This is a genomic window from Xylophilus sp. (genome assembly GCA_009914555.1).
Lineage (GTDB): Bacteria > Pseudomonadota > Gammaproteobacteria > Burkholderiales > Burkholderiaceae_C > WNDY01.
This window is the reverse complement of sequence record WNDY01000053.1, coordinates 1-22,204: the sequence shown is the minus strand read 5'-3', so window position 1 is coordinate 22,204 and position 22,204 is coordinate 1. Positions and strand designations below refer to the sequence as shown.

At 70.1% G+C, this 22,204-nt stretch carries 17 protein-coding genes and 2 pseudogenes; 9 read left to right on the top strand and 10 right to left on the bottom strand.

Annotation, left to right across the window (positions count from 1 at the left end; genetic code table 11):
* Positions 1-62 precede the first annotated feature (62 nt).
* The 3 genes from GAK38_RS18845 (at position 63) to rsmA (ending at position 4,735) form a co-directional block, all read left to right on the top strand.
* Positions 63-2,438 (top strand): LPS-assembly protein LptD, encoded by a 2,376-nt coding sequence (locus GAK38_RS18845; protein WP_325346492.1) that lies wholly within the window; start codon positions 63-65, stop codon positions 2,436-2,438.
* A 13-nt stretch (positions 2,439-2,451) separates the two neighbouring features.
* Positions 2,452-3,858: a peptidylprolyl isomerase gene (locus tag GAK38_RS18840; RefSeq protein WP_325346491.1), complete on the top strand. Its 1,407-nt coding sequence runs from the start codon at positions 2,452-2,454 to the stop codon at positions 3,856-3,858.
* 79 nt (positions 3,859-3,937) lie between these two features.
* Positions 3,938-4,735: a 16S rRNA (adenine(1518)-N(6)/adenine(1519)-N(6))-dimethyltransferase RsmA gene (rsmA, locus tag GAK38_RS18835; protein ID WP_325346490.1), complete on the top strand. Its 798-nt coding sequence runs from the start codon at positions 3,938-3,940 to the stop codon at positions 4,733-4,735.
* Positions 4,736-5,020: 285 nt separating this feature from the next.
* Here the strand turns inward: rsmA and GAK38_RS18830 are convergent, their stop codons facing one another.
* The 3 genes from GAK38_RS18830 to GAK38_RS18820 form a co-directional block, all read right to left on the bottom strand.
* The gene (locus GAK38_RS18830; RefSeq protein ID WP_443089246.1) at positions 5,021-5,458 is read right to left on the bottom strand and encodes a barstar family protein; all 438 of its coding nucleotides are present in this window, start codon (positions 5,456-5,458) and stop codon (positions 5,021-5,023) included.
* 57 nt (positions 5,459-5,515) lie between these two features.
* On the bottom strand, positions 5,516-5,941 hold the full coding sequence (locus GAK38_RS18825) for a ribonuclease (protein WP_325346488.1): 426 nt from the start codon (positions 5,939-5,941) through the stop codon (positions 5,516-5,518).
* Positions 5,942-6,095: 154 nt separating this feature from the next.
* Positions 6,096-8,411: an NADP-dependent malic enzyme gene (locus tag GAK38_RS18820; RefSeq protein WP_325346487.1), complete on the bottom strand. Its 2,316-nt coding sequence runs from the start codon at positions 8,409-8,411 to the stop codon at positions 6,096-6,098.
* A 232-nt stretch (positions 8,412-8,643) separates the two neighbouring features.
* Between GAK38_RS18820 and GAK38_RS18815 the strand changes: the two genes are divergently transcribed.
* Together GAK38_RS18815 and GAK38_RS18810 are read left to right on the top strand one after the other, a co-directional pair.
* Positions 8,644-8,808 carry a hypothetical protein gene (locus tag GAK38_RS18815; protein WP_325346501.1) on the top strand — a complete coding sequence of 55 codons (165 nt, stop codon included), beginning with the start codon at positions 8,644-8,646 and terminating at the stop codon, positions 8,806-8,808.
* Positions 8,742-9,196 (top strand): annotated as a pseudogene (locus tag GAK38_RS18810) (polyamine aminopropyltransferase); the annotation flags it as partial. The gene GAK38_RS18815 and the pseudogene GAK38_RS18810, both read left to right, overlap by 67 nt.
* 15 nt (positions 9,197-9,211) lie before the next feature.
* Here the strand turns inward: GAK38_RS18810 and araD1 are convergent.
* From araD1 to GAK38_RS18795, 3 genes are read right to left on the bottom strand one after another with little or no spacing between them, the layout of a single operon-like run.
* Complete coding sequence (araD1, locus tag GAK38_RS18805; RefSeq protein ID WP_325346486.1) at positions 9,212-10,213, bottom strand: AraD1 family protein; 1,002 nt, start codon at positions 10,211-10,213, stop codon at positions 9,212-9,214.
* Between the two features lie 10 nt (positions 10,214-10,223).
* Positions 10,224-11,399 carry an L-rhamnonate dehydratase gene (locus GAK38_RS18800; RefSeq protein ID WP_325346485.1) on the bottom strand — a complete coding sequence of 392 codons (1,176 nt, stop codon included), beginning with the start codon at positions 11,397-11,399 and terminating at the stop codon, positions 10,224-10,226.
* A 39-nt stretch (positions 11,400-11,438) separates the two neighbouring features.
* Positions 11,439-12,722, bottom strand: a complete 1,284-nt coding sequence (locus GAK38_RS18795; RefSeq protein WP_325346484.1) for an MFS transporter — start codon at positions 12,720-12,722, stop codon at positions 11,439-11,441.
* Positions 12,723-12,887: 165 nt separating this feature from the next.
* On the opposite strand from GAK38_RS18795, the gene GAK38_RS18790 reads away from it, so the two are divergent.
* The 4 genes and pseudogenes from GAK38_RS18790 to GAK38_RS18775 all read left to right on the top strand — a co-directional run bounded on the left by GAK38_RS18790 (position 12,888) and on the right by GAK38_RS18775 (position 16,848).
* Positions 12,888-13,811 carry a LysR substrate-binding domain-containing protein gene (locus GAK38_RS18790; RefSeq protein WP_325346483.1) on the top strand — a complete coding sequence of 308 codons (924 nt, stop codon included), beginning with the start codon at positions 12,888-12,890 and terminating at the stop codon, positions 13,809-13,811.
* Positions 13,808-14,648 (top strand): annotated as a pseudogene (locus tag GAK38_RS18785) (NAD(P)-binding protein); the annotation flags it as partial. The gene GAK38_RS18790 and the pseudogene GAK38_RS18785, both read left to right, overlap by 4 nt.
* A 173-nt stretch (positions 14,649-14,821) precedes the next feature.
* Positions 14,822-16,279, top strand: coding sequence for an NAD-dependent succinate-semialdehyde dehydrogenase (locus GAK38_RS18780; protein ID WP_325346482.1), 1,458 nt, complete (start codon positions 14,822-14,824; stop codon positions 16,277-16,279).
* Positions 16,276-16,848 carry a GNAT family N-acetyltransferase gene (locus GAK38_RS18775; protein ID WP_325346500.1) on the top strand — a complete coding sequence of 191 codons (573 nt, stop codon included), beginning with the start codon at positions 16,276-16,278 and terminating at the stop codon, positions 16,846-16,848. The genes GAK38_RS18780 and GAK38_RS18775 overlap by 4 nt, the downstream gene beginning before the upstream one ends.
* On the opposite strand, the gene GAK38_RS18770 is transcribed toward GAK38_RS18775, so the two are convergent.
* The 4 genes from GAK38_RS18770 to GAK38_RS18755 all read right to left on the bottom strand — a co-directional run.
* Positions 16,788-18,134: a S10 family peptidase gene (locus GAK38_RS18770; RefSeq protein ID WP_325346481.1), complete on the bottom strand. Its 1,347-nt coding sequence runs from the start codon at positions 18,132-18,134 to the stop codon at positions 16,788-16,790. The two genes, GAK38_RS18775 and GAK38_RS18770, sit on opposite strands and share 61 nt — an antisense overlap.
* A gap of 216 nt (positions 18,135-18,350) precedes the next feature.
* Positions 18,351-19,706 carry a metallopeptidase TldD-related protein gene (locus tag GAK38_RS18765; protein ID WP_325346480.1) on the bottom strand — a complete coding sequence of 452 codons (1,356 nt, stop codon included), beginning with the start codon at positions 19,704-19,706 and terminating at the stop codon, positions 18,351-18,353.
* Positions 19,706-21,148, bottom strand: coding sequence for a TldD/PmbA family protein (locus tag GAK38_RS18760; RefSeq protein WP_325346479.1), 1,443 nt, complete (start codon positions 21,146-21,148; stop codon positions 19,706-19,708). Before GAK38_RS18760 ends, GAK38_RS18765 begins: the two co-directional genes overlap by 1 nt.
* 19 nt (positions 21,149-21,167) lie before the next feature.
* On the bottom strand, positions 21,168-22,204 hold a 1,037-nt coding region (locus GAK38_RS18755; RefSeq protein WP_325346478.1), incomplete at its 5' end, for an ABC transporter substrate-binding protein.

Below are 22,204 nucleotides of genomic sequence, written 5' to 3'. Positions count from 1 at the left end.
GCCCTTGCCGTCCGCCGCGCCCCCGCCTGCCGCGATCTCCGCCATCGCTTTGCCCGCCAGCCATGCATGAGCTGATCCGCAAGGCGTTGTTCCCGCCGCGCGCCGTGGCTGCCGCGGCGTGGATCGTCGCTTCGTCGTCCGCGGCGCTGGCGCAGGCCGTCCCGGATGCCGATGCCGCAGCCGCGCCCGCGCTGCGCAGCAGCCCGCAGCTCCAGGAGACCATCAAGCCCGAGTTGCGAAAGCAGCTGCCCACCTTCGTGCGCGGCGACCAGGTGAGCGGCCAGACCGACCTGCAGACCACGGTGGAGGGCAACGCCGAGCTGCGCCGCGGCGACACGGTGATCAAGGCCGACCGGCTGGAGTACTACCAGCCCGACGACCAGGCCCGCGCGCGCGGCAACGTGCACATCAACCGCACCGGCAACACCTACGACGGCACGCTGCTGGAGCTCAAGGTCGATGCGTTCGAAGGCTTCTTCAACGACGTCGACTACTTCTTCATCCTCAACGGCGCCCACGGCAAGGCCCGGCGCATCGACTTCATCGACAGCGCCCGCGCCGTGGTGAGCGATTCGACCTACACCACCTGCGTGCGCGGCGGCCCCGACTGGGTGCCCGACTGGATCATGCGCGCGGCCACGATCCGCGTGGACCAGGAGGAGGAGACCGGCACCGCCGAGAACGCCATGCTGCGCTTCAAGGGCGTGCCGGTGCTGCCGGTGCCCTCGATCAGCTTCCCGCTGTCGGACAAGCGCAAGTCGGGGCTGCTGCCGCCGACCATCGGCATCTCCAGCCAGAACGGCTTCGAGGTCATCCAGCCCTACTACTGGAACATCGCGCCCAACCGCGACGCGACCTTCTGGAGCACCGCGATGAGCAAGCGCGGGCTGGGAATCGGCGCCGAGTTCCGCTACCTCGAAGCGCTCTACAAAGGCCAGATCCGCGCCGACTACATGCCCGACGATGCGTTGCGCGAGCGCGACCGCTGGGGCTATTCGTGGCAGCACCAGGGCGCGCTGACCGACATCCCGCTGCTCGGCACCGTGGGCGTGGGCGTCAACCTCAACCGTGTGAGCGACGACAACTACTGGCGCGACTTCCCGCGCGGCACCCGCTCGCTCACGCAGCGGCTGCTGCCCAACGACGTCAACCTCACCTGGAGCGCCGGCGACCTGGCGCTGCAGCTGCGCGCGCTGAAGTACCAGACCCTGCAGCTGACCGAATCGGTGATCGTGCCGCCCTACGATCGCATGCCGCAGCTGCACGCCACGTACACGAAGCTCGCCCTGCCCGGCGGCTTCGACGCGGTGGTCGAGGCCGACTACACCCGCTTCGAGGCCGACAAGACGCTCACGCTGCAGCCTAACGCGCAGCGCAGCTATGTGCAGGCGCAGCTGTCGCGGCCGTTCGTCCGCCCGGGCTGGTTCGTCACGCCGAAGGTCATCTTCAACAGCACGCACTACGACTTCGACGGCTCGCTGTCGACGGGCGCGATGTCGGCCGACCGGAACGTGCCGAGCTTCAGCCTCGACAGCGGCCTGATCTTCGAACGCGACGCCAGCTACTTCGGCCGCGCCTTCCGCCAGACCCTGGAGCCGCGCGCGTTCTACACCTACACCCCCTACCGCGACCAGAGCGCGCTGCCGGTGTACGACACCGCGCTCAACGACTTCAACTTCGCCACGGTCTACACCGAGAACGCCTTCGGCGGCTACGACCGCATCTCGGACAACAACCTGCTCACGCTCGGCGTGACCACCCGCCTGTTCGACGCCGACACCGGCGCCGAGGCCGCGCGCTTCGGCATCGCCCAGCGCCTGCGCTTCGAGGAGCAGAAGGTCACGCTGCCCGGCGGCTCGCCGGTGAGCAAGGGGCTGTCGTCCATCCTGCTGGGCGCCGGCATCAACTGGACGCCGCGCTGGGGCTTCGACTCCACCGTCCAGTACAACACCGACACCGGCCGTTCCGAGCGCTCGACCATCAGCGCGCGCTACAACCCCAGCAACTACCGCACGGTCAGCGCGGCCTACCGCTACCAGCGCGACTCCAGCGAGCAGATCGACCTGGGCTGGCAGTGGCCGATCAACGACCTCTGGGGCGACCGCGGCAGGGACCTGGGCCCGGGCCGCGGCCAGGGCGGCGACCGCTGGTACAGCGTCGGACGCCTGAACTACAGCATGCGCGACAAGCGCATGGTCGACACCGTCATCGGCATCGAATACGACGCCTGCTGCTGGATCGGCCGCGTGGTGCTGGAGAACCTGCGCAGCACCACCACCACCTCCAACACCCGCCTGCTGTTTCAGCTCGAATTCGTCGGCTTCTCGCGTCTGAGCCTCGGCTCCGACCCGCTGCAGACCTTCAAGCAGAATGTGCCGAGCTACCAGAACCTGCGCCAGCAGACGACCACACCGAGCCGCTTCGGCAACTACGACTGAGCTTTTCGCCACCATGACCCACCGCGCTTCCGCCACCGCCCTGGCCTGTTTCCTGGTCCTGCTCACCTGCGCCAGCGGCGCCTCGGCCCAGCTGCGCCCCTCCGGCGGCGGCGCCGGCTTCGGCCTGTCGCCTTCCGGCGCCGCAGGGGCGGCGGCGTCCGCTTCGCCGTCCTCGGGCGGCGCCAGCCGCCAGGCCGACTTCATCGTCGCCGTCGTCAACTCCGAGCCGATCACCAACAACGAGGTGCGCCAGCGCCTGGCCCGCGTCGAGCAGCAGCTGCAGCAGCAGGGCGGCACCCTGCCGCCGCAGCAGGTGCTGGTGCGCCAGGTGCTCGAACGCCTGATCAACGAGCGCGCCCAGCTGCAGCTGGCCAAGGAGACGGGCATCACCATCGACAAGGTGGCCATCGACCAGGCCGAGCAGAACGTGGCCCGTCAGAACGGTCTGGACGTGGCCGAGCTGCGCCGCCGCGTGGCCGCCGATGGCCTCACGCCCGAGCGCTTCCGCGAGGAGCTGCGCAACCAGCTCACGCTGACTCGCCTGCGCGAGCGCGAGGTGGACAGCCGCGTGCGCGTGAGCGACCTCGACGTCGACCAGTACATCCACGACCAGCAGAACAGCGCCGACACGTCCAGCCTCGAGATCAACCTCGGCCACATCCTCATCCGCGTACCCGAGAACGCCAGCCCGCAGCAGGCCTCGCAGCTGCAGCAGCGCGCCCAGGAAGTGGCCGCCAAGGCCAAGGCCGGCGAGGACTTCGCCGCGCTGGCCGGCGCCTATTCCGATGCGCCCGAGGGCCGCAGCAACGCCGGCCAGCTCGGCCTGCGCCCGGCCGACCGCTATCCGGATCTGTTCGTGCAGGCGACGCAGGACCTGCCGGACGGCGGCATCGTGGGCCCGGTGCGCTCGCCCGCCGGCTTCCATGTGCTCAAGGTCATCGAGCGCGTGCGCGGCGGCGTGTCCACCGGACTGGTTACGCAGAACCATGCCCGCCACATCCTGCTGCTGACCGGCCCCAAGCTGTCGGAATCCGAGGCGGTCGCGCGGCTGGCCGACTACAAGCGCCGCGTCGAGTCCGGCAGCAGCGACTTCGCCGCGCTGGCCCGCGAATATTCACAGGACGGCAGCGCCAAGAACGGCGGCGACCTCGGCTGGTCCAACCCGGGCCAGTTCGTGCCCGAATTCGAGCAGGTGCTCTCCAGCCTCCGGCCCGGCCAGATCAGCGAACCGGTGGTCTCCCGCTTCGGCGTGCACCTGATCCAGCTGGTCGAGCGCCGCCAGGCCCAGCTCAACCAGCGCGAACAGCGCGAGGTGGTGCGCAACGCGGTGCGCGAGAAGAAGCTCGACGAACAGTACACGACCTGGGCGCAGGAAGTCCGCGGCCGCGCCTATGTCGAGTATCGGGAAGCTCCGCAATGACGGCGGCGCCGGCGGCTGCGCGGCCGGCGGCCCCGGCCCCGCTGGGCAGAGGCAGGGGGGCCGGGGCACAGGCCCACGCATGAAGCACATTCCCCGCAAGCGCTTCGGCCAGCACTTCCTGTGCGACCCGGCCATCATCGACGCGATCGTCGAGGCCATCGACCCGAAACCAGGCCAGCCGGTCGCCGAGATCGGCCCCGGTCTCGCCGCGCTGACGCAGCCGCTGGTGGAGCGGCTCGGCCGGCTCACGGTGATCGAGCTCGACCGCGACCTGGCCCGGCGGCTGCGCGGCCATGCGCAGCTCGACGTGGTCGAGTCCGACGTGCTCCAGGTCGACTTCGCCGCCCTGGCCGGCAGGCTCGGCACGCGGGCGCTGCGCGTGGTCGGCAATCTGCCCTACAACATCTCCACGCCCATCCTCTTCCACCTGCTGCCCGGCGCCGGCAGCGTGGCCGACCAGCACTTCATGCTGCAGAAGGAAGTGATCGACCGCATGGTCGCGCGCCCGGCCACGTCGGACTACGGCCGGCTGTCGGTCCTGCTGCAGTGGCGCTACGCGATGGAGAACGTGCTGTTCGTGCCGCCCGCAAGCTTCGACCCGCCGCCGCGGGTGGACAGCGCCGTGGTGCGCATGGTGCCGCGCCCCGCGCCGGCCGCAGTCGATCCGGCCGTGCTGGAGGGCCTGGTCCAGGCCGCCTTCAGCCAGCGCCGCAAACTGCTGCGCCATGCGCTCGGCCGCTGGCTCGACAGCCAGGGCTACAACGGCAGCTTCGACCTGCAGCGCCGCGCCGAAGAAGTGCCCGTCGAGGAGTATGTGGCGCTGGCGGGCGAGATCCGCGCGGTGCCGGTGGATACCCCCGCCACCACGGCAGTCTGAATCCCCACAAGTGGAAGCCGCCCCGAGGGCGGCTTCCACGGCGCGGCGGCGCCCGGTCGGATCAGGCGGCGGCCAGCCAGTAGCCGGCGTTGAACGGGCTGCTCATGCGCAGCGCCAGCGGCGACACGTCCACCAGCCTGCCGGCCGGCGCCGGCTCGGCGGCGGCGCTGCCGGCATGGATCGCTCCACCGTTGGCGGCCGCAGCGAGGCGCCGCGGCGCGACCGCGATCTGGGGGGTGGAGGCCGGTGTGGCCCGTTCCGCCTGGCCGGCGTGCGCGGAACGGGCTACAGAAAAGAATAGAAGCAGCGGAACGCGATCTTGCGGTCGGCCCAGTAGTCCGCCGCCTCGCGGAACACGTCGAGCAGTTGCTCGCGCACTTCCTTGTCGAACTTGGCCACGGCCGGGATCTGTTCGAGCACGACGACGAAGCCGGGCTGCGGGCCCGACTTGTGGATCGGATCGGTCAGGCAGTCGTAGAGCGCGTCGAAGTTCTTGCCGAAGTGCGCCGGGAAGTAGAACTGCGCGGCGATCAGGTCCAGCACGTCCTGCTTGGTCTGGGCGTGGGCCAGGTTGGCATAGAGGAAATGGTGGCCCAGACGCCCCGCCGCTTCCTGGAGATCGTGCACGCGGAAGGCGCGGATCGACTGCACGATGTTGGTTCGGACGGTACAAAGCGGTGCTTCCATCTCCGTTTCTCTTTCTCTGTGGTCAAAAAAACTCATGGTCTGCGCCCCCATCTCTGAATAACGCTTCTCGCAACAACCCGGGCTGCCGGCCGCTCATCGGCCGGCAGCGACGATCTGACGGAAACTCGCGTAATGGTCGCCGCTGTAATAGCAGGCGTCGGGCACCGTGGGTGCGCCGCCGCAAACGATGCGGCGCGCGCCCCGGTCGCGGGAGCCCGGCGTCCTGACGGTGTATTCGCGGTAGTAGCCCCGCGGCTGCCTCGGCAGGATGCGCTCGCGGTTGCCGAACACCACGCCGTCCGTGTCGAACGGGAACGGTCCGCCCTGGCGAATCAGCGCATAGGTCGTGCGGCCCTGGGGTGGGAGTTCGGCGACGGCGATGGTTTCGAGCTGCGTTGCCTGCTGCTGCGGCAACGGGCCGCGCGCCTCGGCACCACCGGCGGCACCCACGAGGAGCGCCAGCCCGAGGAACCATGCCATCCCTGACCTGCCGGGGCTCTTGGCGACCGCCTTCAGCATTCCATACACCTTTCGGACTGCGGGTTTACCCGGGAATTTCAGCCCGCTAGTGTGACCGAACGCGCACCAAAAGGCAAGCGGCTGCCCAAAAATTGGGCAGCCGCCTCAGACATCCGCACCACGATGAAGTTAGTGCCCGCTGTCGGGCCAAGCGCTACCGACTCACGTTGGCATCGGCGACGGTCACGGCCGTCATGTTAACGATGCGGCGCACGGTGGCGCTGGCCGTCAGAATGTGCACCGGCTGGGCGGCGCCCAGCAGCACCGGGCCGATGGCGATGCCGCCGCCGGCCGCTTCCTTGAGCAGGTTGTAGGAGATGTTGGCCGCATCGATGTTGGGCAGCACCAGCAGGTTGGCGTCGCCCGACAGCGCGCTGTGCGGCATGATCTCGGCGCGCAGCTCGCCGTCGAGCGCGGCATCGCCGTGCATCTCGCCATCCACCTCCAGCCACGGCGCCTGCACGCGCAGCAGCTCCAGCGTGCGCCGCATCTTGACCGCGCTCGGGTGGTTGGAGCTGCCGAAGTTGGAATGCGACAGCAGCGCGGCCTTCGGCCGGAAGCCGAAGCGCATCACTTCCTCGGCCGCCTGCACCGTGATCTCGGCGAGCTGCTCGGCCGTCGGGTCGTAGTTGACGTGGGTGTCGACCAGAAAGACCTGGCGGTCGGGCAGCAGCAGCGCGTTCATGCAGGCGTAGGTGGCCACGCCGGCCCGCCGGCCGATGACCTGGTCGATGTACTGCAGGTGGTGGGCCGTGTGGCCCCAAGTGCCGCAGATCAGACCGTCGACTTCGCCCTTGTGCAGCAGCATGCTGCCGATCAGCGTGAGCCGGCGGCGCATCTCGATCTTGGCGATCTGCACCGTCACGCCCTTGCGCTCGGTCATGCGGTGGTAGGTCTGCCAGAAGTCGCGGTAGCGGTGGTCCTGCTCGACGTTGACCACGTCGTAGTCCACGCCTTCCCGCAGGCGCAGGCCGAACTTCTCGATGCGCTGGGCGATGATGGCCGGGCGGCCGATCAGCGTCGGGCGGGCGATGCGCTCGTCCACCACGATCTGGGCGGCGCGCAGGATGCGCGCCTCCTCGCCCTCGGCATAGGCCACGCGCTTCTTCTCGGCGTTCTTGGCGGCCGAGAAGATCGGCTTCATCGTCGTGCCCGAGGCGTAGACGAAGCTCTGGAGCTGGTCGCGGTAGGCGTCCAGGTCCTTGACCGGGCGCAGCGCCACGCCGCTGGCGGCCGCGGCCTGGGCCACGGCCGGCGCGATCTTGATCATCAGGCGCGGATCGAACGGCTTGGGGATCAGGTACTCGGGGCCGAAGGCCAGCGGCTGGCCGGCGTAGGCGGCGGCCACGACCTCGCTCTGCTCGGCCTGGGCCAGCTCGGCAATGGCATGGACGGCGGCGATCTCCATCTCGTCGGTGATCGTGGTCGCGCCCGAATCCAGCGCGCCGCGGAAGATGTACGGGAAGCACAGGACGTTGTTGACCTGATTCGGGTAGTCGCTGCGGCCGGTGGCCATGATGACGTCGCCACGCACCGCGTGGGCGTCCTCCGGCGAGATTTCGGGGTGGGGATTGGCCAGTGCGAAGATGACCGGGTGCGCGGCCATCCTGGCCACCATCGGGCCTTTCAGCACGCCCCCGGCCGACAGGCCCAGGAACACGTCGGCGCCCTCGATCACCTCGGAGAGCGTGCGCGCGTCGGTCTTCTGGGCGAACAGGGCCTTGTCCGGGTCCATCAGCTCGGTGCGGCCTTCGTAGACCACGCCGGCCAGATCGGTGACGAACACGTTCTCGCGCTTCAGGCCGATCTTGAGCAGCAGGTTCAGGCAGGCGAGCGCCGCCGCGCCGGCGCCGGAGGTGACGAGCCTGACGCGGCCGATCTCCTTGCCCGCCACCTTGAGCGCGTTGACCATCGCCGCGGCCACGGTGATGGCCGTGCCGTGCTGGTCATCGTGGAAGACCGGGATGTTCAGGCGCTTGCGCAGCTCGCGCTCGACATGAAAGCAGTCGGGCGCCTTGATGTCCTCGAGGTTGATGGCGCCGAAGGTGGGCTCCAGCGCGGCGATCACCTCGACGAGCCTCTGCGGGTCCTTCTCGTTGATCTCGATGTCGAACACGTCGACGCCGGCGAACTTCTTGAACAGCACGCCCTTGCCTTCCATGACCGGCTTGGAGGCGAGCGGGCCGATATCGCCCAGGCCCAGCACGGCCGTGCCGTTGGAGATCACGGCCACGAGGTTGCCGCGGCTGGTGTACTTGAAGGCGTTGTTCGGATCCCTGACGATCTCCTCGCAGGGTGCGGCCACGCCGGGCGAATAGGCCAGCGCAAGGTCGCGCTGGTTGACGAGCTGCTTCGTGGCAGCAATGGCGACCTTGCCAGGACGCGGGTGCTGGTGGTATTCGAGCGCGGCGCGGCGCAGCTCGGCACGCTTTTCTTCGACGATCTGTTCCGGGGTCTTGGGCACGGTCATCCGGCGTCTCCTGCTGAGGACATCACACGGGCCCGGCGCCGGCGCCACCATGGCGCCCAGCCGCACGAGCCATTTGAAGTGAGGGGCAATTGGGGGGAGCGATTGTAGGGGGAGCTTGCGCGCACCTCCTTAGCGATGCGGCCGGCAACCGTCCTGGAGGGGCGCCACCGCTATGATGGCCGCGTTTTCCGTCCCGGCACCATTCACCGACAGCACCGAACGGAGCGCAGCCATGGCCCTGATGGATTTCGTCAAGAAGCAATTCATCGACATCATCCAATGGACTGCGGACTGCGACGGCACGCTGGCGGTGCGCGAGTCACAGCTCGCAGGCTGTTCGCCACGCATGCGTCGCTCTCGCGGCTCAACGGTCATGCGCTGTCGTCGCCCAAGGTGAAGATCATCAACACCGACGCCTTCCGCTGGCTGCAGGCCAGTGTCGAGACCTTCGACGCGATCGTGGTCGACTTTCCCGGCCCGACCAACTTCGCGATCGGCAAGCTCTACACCAGCTGCTTCTACACGCTGCGCGACCAGCGCCTCGCGGCCGGCGGCTATGCGGTGGTGCAGACCACTTCGCCGCTGATCGCGCGGCGCAGCTTCTGGACCGTGGTGAATCCCATCGAATCGGCCGGCCTCGCCGCCACGCCGTACCACGCTCATGTGCAGAGCTTCGGCGAATGGGGCTACGTCATCGCCAGCCGCCGGCCGAGGTGAACCGGCTGTCCAACCAGGTGCTGGTGCGCACCTACGAAGAGGAATGGGGCCGCACGGCGGTGCCGTGATCCCTGCGGCCTGGCTCAGAGCGCGCGAACCGCGCCAGGCGCCGCGCCGCCTTCCTGCCGGCCGATGGCGTTGACCAGCGGCCGGCCGAAGGCCGGCACCTCGATTTCCATCAGGTCACCGGACTCGGTGCGGAAGCCGTCGGTGAACGACACCGTCGCCGTCCCGAAGAAGTGCACATGCACGTCGCCCGGTCGCAGGAATTGCGGATACTTGAAGTGGTGGTATTCGAGGTTTTCCAGCGTGTGGGTCATGTTGGCCTCGCCCGACACGAACGGACGCTGCCACACCACTTCGCCTCCGCGCCGGATGCGGCTGGTGCCTTCCACATGGCCGGGCAGCGCGCCCAGCAGCAACTCCGGGCCGAAGGAGCAGAAGCGCAGCTTCGAATGCGACAGGTAGAGGTAGTTGCGGCGCTCCATTGCGTGGTCCGAAAACTCGTTGGCCAGCGCGAAGCCCAGGCGCAGCGGCGTGCGGTCGGGTCCGATCAGGTAGATGCCGACGATTTCGGGCTCCTCGCCCGCGTCCTCGGCGAAGTCCGGCGAAGGCAGTGGATGCCCCGGCGGCACCACGATGCCGCCGTCACCTTTGTAGAACCACTCCGGCTGCACCCCGACGGCTCCCGGCGCGGGTCTGCCGCCTTCGATGCCCCAGCGGAACATGCGCATGGAGTCGGTGAGCTCGGCCTCGGACGCCTGTGTGCTGCGATGCATGCGGTCGCGGGCATCGGCGCTGCCCAGGTGGGTCAGGCCGGTGCCGGTGACCAGCAGGTGCGCCGGATCGGAATGGTCCACCGGCGGCAACAAGCGCTGCTGCGCGGCCAATGGCGCGTAGTCGACCGGTGCCAGCGTGCCGTGCGCGGCAATGGCCCTGGCCAGCGTTGCGCCTTCGCGGGCAGCGCGCTGGGCCAGCGCGTGCACGCTGTCGATGCCGGCCACGGGCGCAACGCGGGCGCCGCCCTCCTCGACCACGCCGACCCGCCGGGAGCCGTCGTCCATCAGGAACTGGATGAGGCGCATGGCGTGCTCCTTACTCGATGATGTTGAAGTCGTGCAGGTGCTTGGCTGAAAGGCGCAGCCCCAGGCCCGGCCGGTCGTCGTCCAGCTGCAGGAAGCCGCCCTGCGGCTGCGGATCGCCGTCGAAGATGTAGTAGAAGAGTTCGTTGCCCGCCTCCACGTCGAACACCGGGAAGAACTCCGCCATCGGGCTCGCGGTGGAGGCCATGGTGAGGTGGTAGTTGTGCATCTGCCCGGCGTGCGGGATCACCGGGATGCTGAACGCCTCGGCCAGCGCGTTGACCTTCTGCGCGACGGTGATGCCGCCGACGCGGTTGGTGTCGTACTGAATCACGTCGACGGCCCGGCGCTCGATCAGGTCGCGGAAGCCCTGGACGGTGAATTCATGCTCGCCGCCCGAGATCGGCATGAGGTTCATGCGGCGCAGTTCGGCATAGCCCTCGATGTCGTCGGCGATGACCGGCTCCTCCAGCCAGCGTGGACGCAGCTCGGCCAGCTGCGGCAGGATGCGACGCGCGTACTCCAGCGTCCAGCCCATGTAGCACTCGAACATGATGTCCACGCCGTCGCCCACCAGCCCGCGCAGTGCGCGCGCCTGGGCCAGGTTCTTCTGCATGCCGGCGGGGCCGTCCTTCGGGCCGTAGCCGAAGCGCATCTTCATGCTGGTGAATCCCTGGTCCAGGTAGCCCCGGGCTTCGGCCAGAAAGGCGTCGAGGTCGTCGTTCGCATAGAGCTTGGACGCATAGCACTCGATGCGCTCCTTGGTGCGGCCGCCGAGCAGCTTGAACACCGGACGGCCCACTGCTTGGCCCATCAGATCCCACAGGGCGATGTCGATCGCCGAGATCGCGGCCATACCGACGCCACGGCGGCCCCAGGCCAGCGTGCGGCGGTACATCTTCTGCCAGAGGTACTCGTTGTCGAACGGGTCCTGGCCGACCACGACCGGCGCCAGGTACTGGTCGATGATCTGCTTGGCGATGCGCGGCGCCAGCGCGCAGTTGCCGATGCCGACCCGGCCATCGTCCGTCTCGACCTCCACGACCAGCCAGCCATGGAAGCGGAACGAGCCCATCGCGTCGCCGCGCTCGTACAGGAGGTCGGTGGCATTGGCGCAGAAATGGGCCTGGGGCGCCACGACTTTGCCCTTCCATTCGAAGACGCGCGTGCGGACTTTGGTGATTTTCATGGCTGACTGGTGTGAGGAAAGGTGGAAGGAGGAATGGCCTCAGCCGCCACGGGAGCGCTCGCCCAGCAGGGCCAGCACGATGGCGCTGAGCAGCGCGGTCGCGCCCATGACGGCCATGCCCACGGCTGGCTGGCCGCTTGTGGCCTCGCTCCACGACTTGAGGTTGGGCGCGACGAAGCCGCCGAGGTTGCCCACCGAGTTGATGAGCGCGATGCCGCCGGCCGCAGCCGTGCCGCGCAGTTGCGTGGTGATGTGGGTCCACAGGATTGGCGTGGCCGAGAAGTAGCCGATGGCGGCGGCGCACAGCGCGGCGAAGCCCCATGCCGGCGCGGCCCAGGTCGACAGCGCCAGGCTGATGCCGAGCGCGAGGTACATCGCCACGATCAGCGGCTTGCGCACGCCACGGTTGTCGGACCATTGCGTGATGAAGTAGGGCGCGACGATGGCGATGGCCCAGGGCACCGCGGCCACGAGGCCGACCGTGAGCCCCATCTTGCGGCCGAGCATCTGCGAGATGATCGACGGGAACGAAAAGATCAGGCCGTACACGGCGATCTGCACCAGGAAGAACACCAGCGTGAGGCCCAGCACCGTGGGGTTGAAGGCGGAGCGCAGCGACACCGCCGCGCCGTGCGCCGTCTTGGCCTGGTCTTCGCGGTCCAGCTCTTCCTGCAGAGCACGCTTTTCGTCGGCACTGAGCCAGGTGGCGGCGGCCGGGCGGTCGTCGAGCCAGAAATACGCCCAGACGCCCACGGCGACCGTGAGCAGGCCCTGCACCATGAACATCCACTTCCAGCCGTGCAGGCCGCCCAGGCCGTCGAGGTCCAGCAGCCAGCCCGACAGCACGCTGCCGAAGGTCAGCGAGACCGGAATGGCGAAGTAGAAGATGCCGATGGCCCGGCCCCGCGCGCGTTCCGGGAACCAGTAGGTCACGTACAGGATGATCCCGGGAAAGAAGCCCGTCTCGGTCGCACCGAGAAGGAAGCGCAGCACGGAGAACGAGGTCTCGGTGGTTGCGAACATCATCGCCGTGGCCACCACGCCCCAGCTGACCATGATGCGGCACAGCCAGGCGCGTGCGCCGACGCGCGCCAGGATCAGGTTGCTCGGCACCTCCAGCAGCGCATAGCCGATGAAGAACACGCCGGCGCCGAAAGCGAAGGCAGCGTCGCCGATGCCGGTGTCGGTCTGGAAGCTCTGCTTGGCGAAGCCGACGTTGGCGCGGTCGAGGAACGCCATCACGTACATCAGCATCAGAAAGGGCAGCAGGCGCCAGCCCGCCTTGCGCACGGCCGAGTCCAGCGGAAGGGATGCGATCGTCATATGTCTCTTTCCAGGCAGCAACGCCGCCCGCTTGTTGTGGAATGCCGGAGCAGCGATCACGTGCCACGCTGCGTGGCCGCATCGTAGGAGGCGGGTCGGATGATGAAAATTGAATAGTTGGCGCACCGTGATAACCTGAAGGCAACCATGGAACCTGGGGACACCTTGCCACCCGCGTCCGCGCTGCTGTCGCGCCTGCGCATCAAGCACCTGCGGCTGATCGATGTGCTGGCCCGCACCGGCAGCCTGCGCCGCATCGCGGCGGCCCTGAACGTGTCGCAGCCCGCCGCCACGAAGATCCTCCAGGACCTGGAAGAGGTGCTGGGCGTGCAGTTGTTCGACCGCAGCCCGCGCGCGGTGCACATCAATGCCATGGGCGAGTTCGTCGCCCGCTATGCGCGCCGCATGCTGCAGGAAACCGAGCGCTTCGACCAGGACCTGCAGGTGCTCGTACAGGGCGGCGCCGGCACGCTGACCATCGGCGCGATCATGGCCGCCTGCACCACGCTGCTGCCCGCGGCGCTGGTGGAGCTCAAGCGGCGGCGGCCGCTGCTGGCCGTGCGGCTGATCGAGTCGTCCAGCGACCGATTGCTGTCCGACCTGGAGAAGAACGAATTCGACCTCGTGCTCGGCCGCTTCTCGCGCCAGCACCACCCGCTGGCCTTCGACTTCGTGCCGCTGCGCGGCGAGGCGCTCTGCGTCTTCGTGCGCGCCGACCATCCGTCCGCGCGGGCCGGCTCGCTGGCGCCGCTGGTCGGCCTGCCCTGGCTGCTGCAGCCCGACCTGACGCCCACGCGCATGCTGGTCCAGGAAGCCTTCGCCGCCGCCGGCCTGGCCCTGCCGCGCAACGTCGTGGAAACGGCCTCCATCTATGCGACGCTGAACTTGGTGAAGAACTCCGACACCGTGGCCGTACTGCCGCGCGCCGTGGTGCAAGCCGAAGGCCCGACCCTCCAGACTCTGCCGATCGAGCTGGGCCGCGACCTGTCGCCTTTCGGCATCGTGACCCGCAAGGCGGTCGAGCTGACCCCGGCTGCCGCCGAGATGAAGCGGTTGCTGCTGGACCTGCAAGAGGGTGCGGTCCCATGAAAGCCACTCGCCGCCAAGCCCTGCTCGCGCCCGCCGCGCTGCTGGCCGGCTGCGACGCTCCGCATGCCGTCGAAGGCGACTTCACGGGTGTGGCCGAGACGCGCGGCCATGCGCTGCGCGACGTGCGCGGCTGGCCGCCGCCGGCGGTGCAAAAGCGCGCACCGGTGATCGTGGCCGGTGCCGGCATCGCCGGGCTGGCGGCGGCGCGGTCGCTCTCGCGGCGCAGCATCGACGACTTCGCTGTGCTGGAGCTCGACGACACCGCCGGCGGCAACAGCCGCAGCGGCCGCGTGGGCAACATCGCTGCCCGCTGGGCGCGCACTACCTGCCGCTCCCGGGCGACGACGCGCACGAGGTGCAGGACCTGCTCGAAAACTTTGGCCTGCGCCGCCGCGTCGCAGGATGCCGGGAGTATGATCAGCAGACGCGCTGGTACAGCGCGCCGGAGCAGCCCTATTCTGGGGGTATATGGCACGACGGCCTGCTGCCGCAGCCCGAGTGCGGCGCCGCCAGGCGCGCTTCGCCATGCCGGCGCTGCGCGCGCCGGCCGCGCCGGAGCACCTGGCGCTCGACGGCCAAACCTTCGCCGCCTGGCTCGACGCCGAGGGGTTCGCCGATCCGCACCTGCGCTGGCACCACGACTACTGCCGCCGCGACGACTACGGCGCGGGCACCGCGGCCGTCTCGGCCTGGGCCGGCATCCACTACTTCGCGAGCCGCCACGGCTTCCATGCGCCGGGCAACGCCGCCTCCACCGCCGATGCCGACGCCGGCGTGCTGACCTGGCCGCAGGGCAACGGCTGGCTGGCCGGCCGGCTGGCATCGCCGCTGGGCGCGCGCCTGGCCTTCGCCCATGCCGACTGGGCCGGCTACTCGGTGTTCGAGGAGGCCTTCACCCGCGGCCATGCGGCCGGGCTGGTTGTCTGAGGGCGGCGCGCACGCCGGCGTGGAATTCTGCAGAATGGGCGGTCCGTTCTCGTCCCTCCTTCCAACCTCCCACACCGACATCCATGTCCCAGACATCCACCGCTTCCTACGCCTCCACCCAGCTGCTCATTGCCGGCCAGTGGGTCGACGCCGCCGACGGCCGCCGCATCGACGTGCGCAACCCGGCCACCGGCGAGGTGATCGGCCAGGTAGCCCACGCCGGCCGCGTGGACCTCGACCGCGCACTCGACGCCGCGCAGAAGGGCTTCGACGCCTGGCGGCGCATCCCGGCGCACGAGCGCGCGGCCACCATCCGCCGCGCCGCGGGCCTGCTGCGCGAGCGCGCCGACCGCATCGCCGCGCTGCTCACGCAGGAGCAGGGCAAGCCGCTGGCCGAGGCGCGCACCGAAACGCTGGCCGCGGCCGACATCCTCGAATGGTTCGCCGACGAGGGCCGCCGCGTCTACGGCCGCATCGTGCCCTCGCGCAACCTCGCGGCGCAGCAGCAGGTGCTCAAGGAGCCGGTCGGCCCGGTCGCGGCCTTCACGCCGTGGAACTTCCCGATCAACCAGATCGTGCGCAAGCTCGGCGCGGCGCTGGCCACCGGCTGCTCGGTCCTGGTGAAGGCGCCCGAGGAGACGCCGGCCTCGCCGGCCGAGCTGCTGCGCGCGCTGGTCGACGCCGGCGTGCCGCCGGGCACCGTGGGCCTGGTCTATGGCGACCCGGCCGAGATCTCGGGCTACCTGATCCCGCACCCGGTCATCCGCAAGATCACCTTCACCGGCTCCACGCCGGTGGGCAAGCAGCTCGCCGCGCTCGCGGGCCAGCACATGAAGCGCGCGACGATGGAGCTCGGCGGCCACGCGCCGGTCATCGTGGCCGAGGACGCCGACGTCGAGCTCGCCGTCAAGGCCGTGGGCTCGGCCAAGTTCCGCAACGCGGGACAGGTCTGCATCTCGCCGACGCGCTTCCTGGTGCACGAAAGCATCAAGGCCGACTTCACCCGCGCGCTGGTGCGCCATGCCGAAGGGCTGAAGGTCGGCAACGGCCTGGAGTCCGGCACCACGCTCGGGCCACTGGCCAACCCGCGCCGGCTCACCGCGATGAAGAAGGTGGTGGAGGACGCGATCGTCGCCGGCGCCCGCCTGGCCACCGGCGGCAAGCAGATCGGCGAGGCCGGCAACTTCTTCGCGCCCACGGTGCTCGACGACGTGCCGCTGACCGCCTCGGTCTTCAACGACGAGCCGTTCGGCCCGGTGGCCGCGGTGCGCGGCTTCAACCGCATCGAGGACGCGATCGCCGAGGCCAACCGCCTGCCCTACGGCCTGGCGGCCTATGCGTTCACCCGCTCGCTGCGCAACCTGCACCTGCTGTCGCATGGCATCGAGGTCGGCATGCTCTGGGTCAACCAGCCCGCCGCGCCCACGCCGGAGCTGCCGTTCGGCGGCGTGAAGGATTCGGGCTATGGCTCCGAAGGCGGTCCGGAGGCGCTGGAGGCCTATCTCAACACCAAGACGGTGTCGGTCGTCTCGCTGTTCTGACGGCGGCGCTGCGGCCCGCCTGCGCGGGCGACCTGGCGGGCATCCTCGCCGTGCAGGCGGCCTGCTACGGGTCGTCCCTGCGCGAGCCGGACGATGTCTGGCAGGCGCGGCTCGCGCGCACCGCGGCGCACTGGCGCGTCGCGGTGGATGAAGGCGGCGCCTTGCACGCCTACCTGGCCGCGTACCCGAGCGTGCCGGGCGCGGTCACGCCGCTGCACGGGGCGTTCTCGCCTGCCAGGGACGCAGGCACGCTCTACCTTCACGACCTGGCCGTCCATCCGGACCACGCCGGACGCGGCCTGGGCCAGGCATTGGTCGCCGCGCTGCTGGCGCAGGCCCGGGACGGCGGAGTGCGCCAGGCAGCGCTGGTGGCGGTGGAGGGAGCGGCCGCGTTCTGGGAACGGCAGGGTTTCGCGGCCCAGCCTGCGGCCGATGCCGCGATGCGAGCCGCGCTGGCGGGCTATGGCGAAGGGGCGTTATACATGGTCCTGCCTCTGGATATACCCTCTCAGGTACCCAACCACTGCGGACGAACGGTAGCCGCATCAGGCATATACCCCTCAACGTAAAGACGTTCGCGCAGGTCTGCCGCGAACTGCGCGGCGTTCTCGTCGTTCAGGTAGACCATGTGCCCGGCCGTGTAGTAGGTCAGCGCCACGTTGCGCTGCAGCCGCTCAGGCAACAGCAGGTGCCGCAGGTCGTGCTCGGTGGCCGCGAGCGGCGTGCCAAGGTCGTAGTAGCCCAGCGCCACATGCAGGCGCAGGTGCTCGTTCTCGCGCAGCACCTGGGCCAGGTCGGGCAGCACGTTGCCTACGGGCAGGAAGGCCGGCGCGCCGCTGGCCGCGGGCACCGCGTGGCGCCAGTTCCAGCCCTCCTGGTAGAACGGGATGCGCGCGCGGTGCAGGTAGCTTTCCTCGGCCTGCCAGCCGAGCGTGCCGGCCGCGTAGCCGAGAAAGGCCGAGTGGTAGGCGCTGGCCGTCGCGGCCGACTCCGGCGCATAGCTCGGCAGGTCGGCGCTCGGGTCCACGTCGTCGCCCTTGAAGCGGCCGTCGAACCAGCCGACGACCTCGCCCTGGGCGCGCAGCAGTTCCTTGCGGAAGCGCTGCTGGTGGATGCGCAGGTGGGCGCGTTCGACATAGCCGGCGTCCAGCCCGGTGCGCGCCGCGAGTTCGGCGGCGACCGCCGCCTTCTCGGCCGCGGGCAGCGCATGGCCCTGCACCAGCGCCTTCAGGTAGCGTCCGAAGGCGAAGCCGCGCGCTCGCTGCACCAGCGCGACCACATCCGGATGGGCCGCGCGGTCGATCCGCCCGTGGTACCAGGCCGTGGCCGCGAAGCTCGGCACCAAGCCGGCGTACCAGGCGTCGGTGGCCAGGATGCGCTCGCCGTAGTTGAGCACCGGCAAGACCAGGCTCACGCCGTTGAAGGCCACGCTGCGCTTCTGGAACAGGTTCAGCAGCGCGGCCGCGCGGATCGCGCCGTAGGACTCACCGATCAGGTAGCGCGGCGCGTTCCAGCGGCCGTGGTCGCCGAGGTAGCGGTCGATGAACTGGGCGAAGGCCTGCGCGTCCTCGTCCACGCCGAGGAAGCTCTCGGCGCTCTCGGGCTCCAGCAGGCGGGAGTAGCCGGTCTCGACCGCGTCGATGAAAACCAAGTCCGTCACGTCGAGCAGGCTGTGCGGGTTGTCCTGCAGCCGGTAGGGCGCGGGCGGGGTGGGGGCCGCGTCGGCCGTCTCCACGCGCACCGGGCCGATGGAGCCGAGCAGCAGCAGCGTGCTCGGCGCGCCCGGACCGCCGTTGAAGAGGAAGCTCACCGGCCGCTCGGGCGCGCCGGCGGCCGGCTCGACGGTGTAGGCCACCGAGAACACGCTGGCGCCGGGGCGGCCCTGGCGGTCGCGCAGGATGGTGGTACCGGCCGTAGCCTTGTAGTCGAGGGTGCGGCCGCGCAGCGCGAGCTGGTGGCGGGGACGCTGCGCCGCTCGCTGCGGATGGCGGCGTCGGCCGGGATGCGCGGCAGGCGGAAGGCGGGATGGCGCGGGACGGATTCGGTCATGGAGGAAGGCTCCCGGAAAGGGTTACAGCACGAGCCGCAGGCTGCGCACCAGCGCGCCGGGCAGCAGGGACGAAGCGGTGCTGCGCTCGCTGCGTCCGAGCGCCTCGGACAGCAGCTGGCGTTCGGCGGTCAGATCCACGAGGTTGCCGCCGAGCAGGTCGTAGAGGCTGTCGTCGAAGCGCATCGTGGCCACGGGCGCGACGATGCGGCCGTCCTCCACCCAGAACGCGGCGAAGCGCGTGAGGCCGGTGATACGCAGGCCGACGCGGTCGGAGAAGTTCAGGTACCAGAGGTTGCCGAGGTAGAGGCCAGTGCCCAGCGCCGCGAGCACGTCGCGCTCGGGCAGCGTGCCCGGAGCCAGTTCCAGGCTCGCGGCGGTCTCGGCCGGGCTGCCGCCGTTGGCCGCCAGGCCGAACTCGCGCGCGCTGCGCGGGCTCACGATGCCGCTGCCGAAGCGCCCGCCGTCGATCAGCGCGACGAGGCTGCGGCGCTCGCCGTCGGCGGTGAAGCCGGGCGCGAGGCCGGCGCCCGCGACCTGCTCGACCAGCCGGATGCGCCCGTCGAAACTGCTCGCGCCGTCCTGCAGCCGCACCAGCGGGCTGCGCCGGCTCTGCAGTTCGCGCGCCGAGAAGCCGCCGCGCTGGTTGAGCAGCGCGAAGACCTCGTCGAGCGCGGCCGGCGCAAGATACGCCCGGTAGGTACCCGGTTCCAGCGTCCGTGGTACGCGCGCCAGCAGCGCATACTGCTCGCGCAGCGCAGCGAAGCGGGCCTGGAACCCGGCCTCGCTCCAGTCGCTGCCGACGTAGCTCGCCTTGGCGGCCTGGCCGTCCGGCTGGAATAGGCTCCATTCGAAGTTGAAGCTCTCGGCCGCATGCCAGCCACGCGTGCCGCGCGCGTCGGCGAAACCGCGCCACAGCGGCCCGCCGGCGTAGAAGCCGACGACATCCAGCCCCTGCGCCGCGTCGGCCACCGCCTGCGCGACCCGTGCTGGCGAAGGCAGCGTGCCGCCCTGCACCGTGCGCACCTGCCAGCCGCCCTGCGGCGGATGAAAGAAGGGATCGTCCTCGGCCGCGTCCAGCGCCTCGCGCAGCGCGGCCAACCCTTCCGCCAGGCGCAGGGCATCGGCCGCGGGCTCTTCGGCCAGTGTGAGCGACAGCGCTGCATGGCGCTGGCCTCGCCACAGCCGCAACTGCACGACCGCCTGCGCGACCACGCCGATCTGCCGCACCCGCGCGCCGTTGAAACGCACGAAGTCCGAGCGCTCGGCCGCGTACCAGGCGCTGAACGCCTCGCCGCGCCGCAGCTGGCGCGACAGGCTGGCGGCGAGCGCGTCGAAGCGCTGTTCCTGGGCGGTGTTGAAGTCTGCTGCGGCGGCCATCAGCGCACTCCTCCGAAGACCTCGACGTCGCGGAACACGGCCGCAGGCGAGGCATGGCCCACGCGGATGCCCTGCGCCGGCTCGCCCTTGCCGCAGCCGGTGCCGACCACGCGCAGCGTGCTCGCGTCGCCCACGGCGGCGAGGTTGTTCCAGAACACGCGCGAGATGCCGCGGTAGCCGGGGTTGCGTACGACGGTGGTCAGCCGGCCGCGCTCGATGAGCCGGCCGCGCTCGCAGCTGAACTGGAACTTGTTGCGCAGGTGGTCGATGGACCAGGAGCTGTTGCTTTTCATGAGAATGCCGCGTTCGATGCCCGCGACCAGATCGCTCAGCGAGCCGTGGGCGCCGGGTTCGAGGTTGAGGTTGGCCATGCGGTCGATCGGCGGGCGGTTCCAGCCGTTGACGCGGGAGTTGGCCACGCCCGGCAGGCCACTGCGCGCCTGCGAGAGCAGGCCGCCCAGGCCGCGTTCGAGGATGCCGTTGCGGATCAGGTACGCGCGCTCGGCCTTCGCGCCTTCGTCGTCGTAGGCATAGCTCGCCTGCTCCTCGGCGACGGTGGGGTCGAAGGTGATGTTGAGCAGTTCCAAGCCGTAGCGGAAATGGCCGAACAGGTCGGGCGTGACGAAGCTGCCGCCCGCGAAGTTGCGCTCGTCTCCGAGGATGCGGTCGAGTTCCAGCGGATGGCCGATCGACTCGTGGATCTGTAGGTTCATCTGGTCGGGCAAGAGCAGCAGGTCGCGCACGCCGTCGGGTGTGTTGGGCGCGAGCAGCAGTTCGATCGCCTCCTCGGCGATGCGCCCGGCCGCGCCGGTGAAGCCGACGTTGGCCAGCACCTCCAGCCCGCCCTGCTGGGTGGCGCGGCTGGTGCCGCCGTTGAGCGTGCGAATCTGCGCGAGGCCATCGGCCGCAGCGGTGACGGTGATCGACGGCGTGAGCAACCGCTGGCGCTGCAGCAGGTCGCCGCCGTCGCTCGTGAGATAGCGCTTGTCGATGTCGCGCACCTCCACGGCCAGCGTCCAGTCGACGATGCGGTCGTCGGTCGGGATGGCCGCGGCCTCGGCTGCGAGCAATTCGTGCCAGCTCGCGGCCGTGGGCAGTAGCGCATCGACGCCGGGCGATGCGTAGCTGTCGCGCGGCGACGGCGCCGGATAGCGGCGGAAGTCGAACAGGCCGTGCGCCGCGCTCACCTGCGCGCGCGCCAGCGCCGCGTCGAACGCGGCCTGCAGCCCGGCGGGCGACAGGTCGGCCGTCGCGGCATAGCCGGCGCCGCCGCCGGCATGCACCGTGGCCATCGCGCCCTCGTCACGCGCGAGCGCGGCCGACTGGCGGCCGCGGCGCTGCAGCGCATGGGTGGCGGCACGGTCGCGCACGTGGCGCAGCGACCAGAAGTGCGCGCCGGGCACGCGCACGCGGGAAAGGGCCTGCTGGAGGGCGTCGGTCATGGGTGTCGTTCCTTCCTTCTTACTTCTCGTCCACCCACGCGTCCGACAGGTCGCCGGCGGTGAGGTCGATGCTGTTGTAGTAGCGGTGCACGCGCCGGTTCTGCGCCGAGACGGTCTGCAGCGCGATCAGCGGCAGCAGCGGGATCTCTTCGCCGACGATCTGCTGGAAGCGGCGTAGCAGCGCGGCGCGCCGGTCCTCGTCGGCCTCCTCGGCGACCTTGCGGAAGAGCTCGCCGACCTCCGGGTTGGCATAGCCCGATGCGTTGTTGAACGGCACCCGCTGGCCGTGCACGGTGGACCAGTAGTGCCGCTGCACGCCGACCGTGGGGTCGTAGAGCGCGCCCACTCCGTTGATGTTCAGGTCAAACTGGCGTTCGGTATAGACGCGGCGGGTGAGCAGCGCCATGTCGGCGGTCTGTACCGTCACGCGGATGCCCACACGCGCCAGCGCGGCCTTGATGTACTCGGCCGTAGCGCGGAAGCTGGCGCTGCCCGGGTAGAAGTAGATGGTGAGCGCGAAGCGCTCGCCGCCGCCCTTGCGCGGGAAGCCGGCGGCGTCGAGCAGCCGGTTGGCCTCCTGCACGTCGTAGGCGTATTGCCGCTCGGCCGGCGCGTAATAGCGCGAGAGCACCTTCGGGATCGGGCTGGAGAGGGACTCGAAGCGGCCGTCGAACACGGCCTTGCGGATGAACTCCTTGTCGATCGCATGCGCGATCGCCTGGCGCACCCGCAGGTTGCGCAGGTAGGGGCTGTCGAGGTTGAACTCCAGCGTCTCCATGTTGTTGAGGTAGCCGTCGGTGCGGACGTCCACCGCGATCTGCGGCAGCTTCGCCACGCGGTCAAGGTCCGACGGCAGCAGACCGGCCACGTCCACTGCGCCTGTCTCCAGCGCGGCGGCGGCCGGGTCGGGCACGAACTTGAAGACGACTTGGTCAAGCAGCGGCCTGCCCGCGGCCCAGTAGGCCGGGTTGCGCTTGAGCAGCACGTGGCTGCCGCGCTGCCAGCGCTCGAACACGAACGGGCCGGTGCCCACCGGCGCGCGGTTGGCCGGATTGG

What these genes read in the sequence shown, in the direction of transcription:
- GAK38_RS18845 (WP_325346492.1), top strand. Translation starts at nt 63, where the DNA reads ATGCATGAGCTGATCCGCAAGGCGTTGTTCCCGCCGCGCGCCGTGGCT.
- GAK38_RS18840 (WP_325346491.1), top strand. Translation starts at nt 2,452, where the DNA reads ATGACCCACCGCGCTTCCGCCACCGCCCTGGCCTGTTTCCTGGTCCTG.
- rsmA (WP_325346490.1), top strand. Translation starts at nt 3,938, where the DNA reads ATGAAGCACATTCCCCGCAAGCGCTTCGGCCAGCACTTCCTGTGCGAC.
- GAK38_RS18830 (WP_443089246.1), bottom strand. Translation starts at nt 5,458, where the DNA reads ATGAGTTTTTTTGACCACAGAGAAAGAGAAACGGAGATGGAAGCACCG.
- GAK38_RS18825 (WP_325346488.1), bottom strand. Translation starts at nt 5,941, where the DNA reads ATGCTGAAGGCGGTCGCCAAGAGCCCCGGCAGGTCAGGGATGGCATGG.
- GAK38_RS18820 (WP_325346487.1), bottom strand. Translation starts at nt 8,411, where the DNA reads ATGACCGTGCCCAAGACCCCGGAACAGATCGTCGAAGAAAAGCGTGCC.
- GAK38_RS18815 (WP_325346501.1), top strand. Translation starts at nt 8,644, where the DNA reads ATGGCCCTGATGGATTTCGTCAAGAAGCAATTCATCGACATCATCCAA.
- araD1 (WP_325346486.1), bottom strand. Translation starts at nt 10,213, where the DNA reads ATGCGCCTCATCCAGTTCCTGATGGACGACGGCTCCCGGCGGGTCGGC.
- GAK38_RS18800 (WP_325346485.1), bottom strand. Translation starts at nt 11,399, where the DNA reads ATGAAAATCACCAAAGTCCGCACGCGCGTCTTCGAATGGAAGGGCAAA.
- GAK38_RS18795 (WP_325346484.1), bottom strand. Translation starts at nt 12,722, where the DNA reads ATGACGATCGCATCCCTTCCGCTGGACTCGGCCGTGCGCAAGGCGGGC.
- GAK38_RS18780 (WP_325346482.1), top strand. Translation starts at nt 14,822, where the DNA reads ATGTCCCAGACATCCACCGCTTCCTACGCCTCCACCCAGCTGCTCATT.
- GAK38_RS18765 (WP_325346480.1), bottom strand. Translation starts at nt 19,706, where the DNA reads ATGGCCGCCGCAGCAGACTTCAACACCGCCCAGGAACAGCGCTTCGAC.
- GAK38_RS18760 (WP_325346479.1), bottom strand. Translation starts at nt 21,148, where the DNA reads ATGACCGACGCCCTCCAGCAGGCCCTTTCCCGCGTGCGCGTGCCCGGC.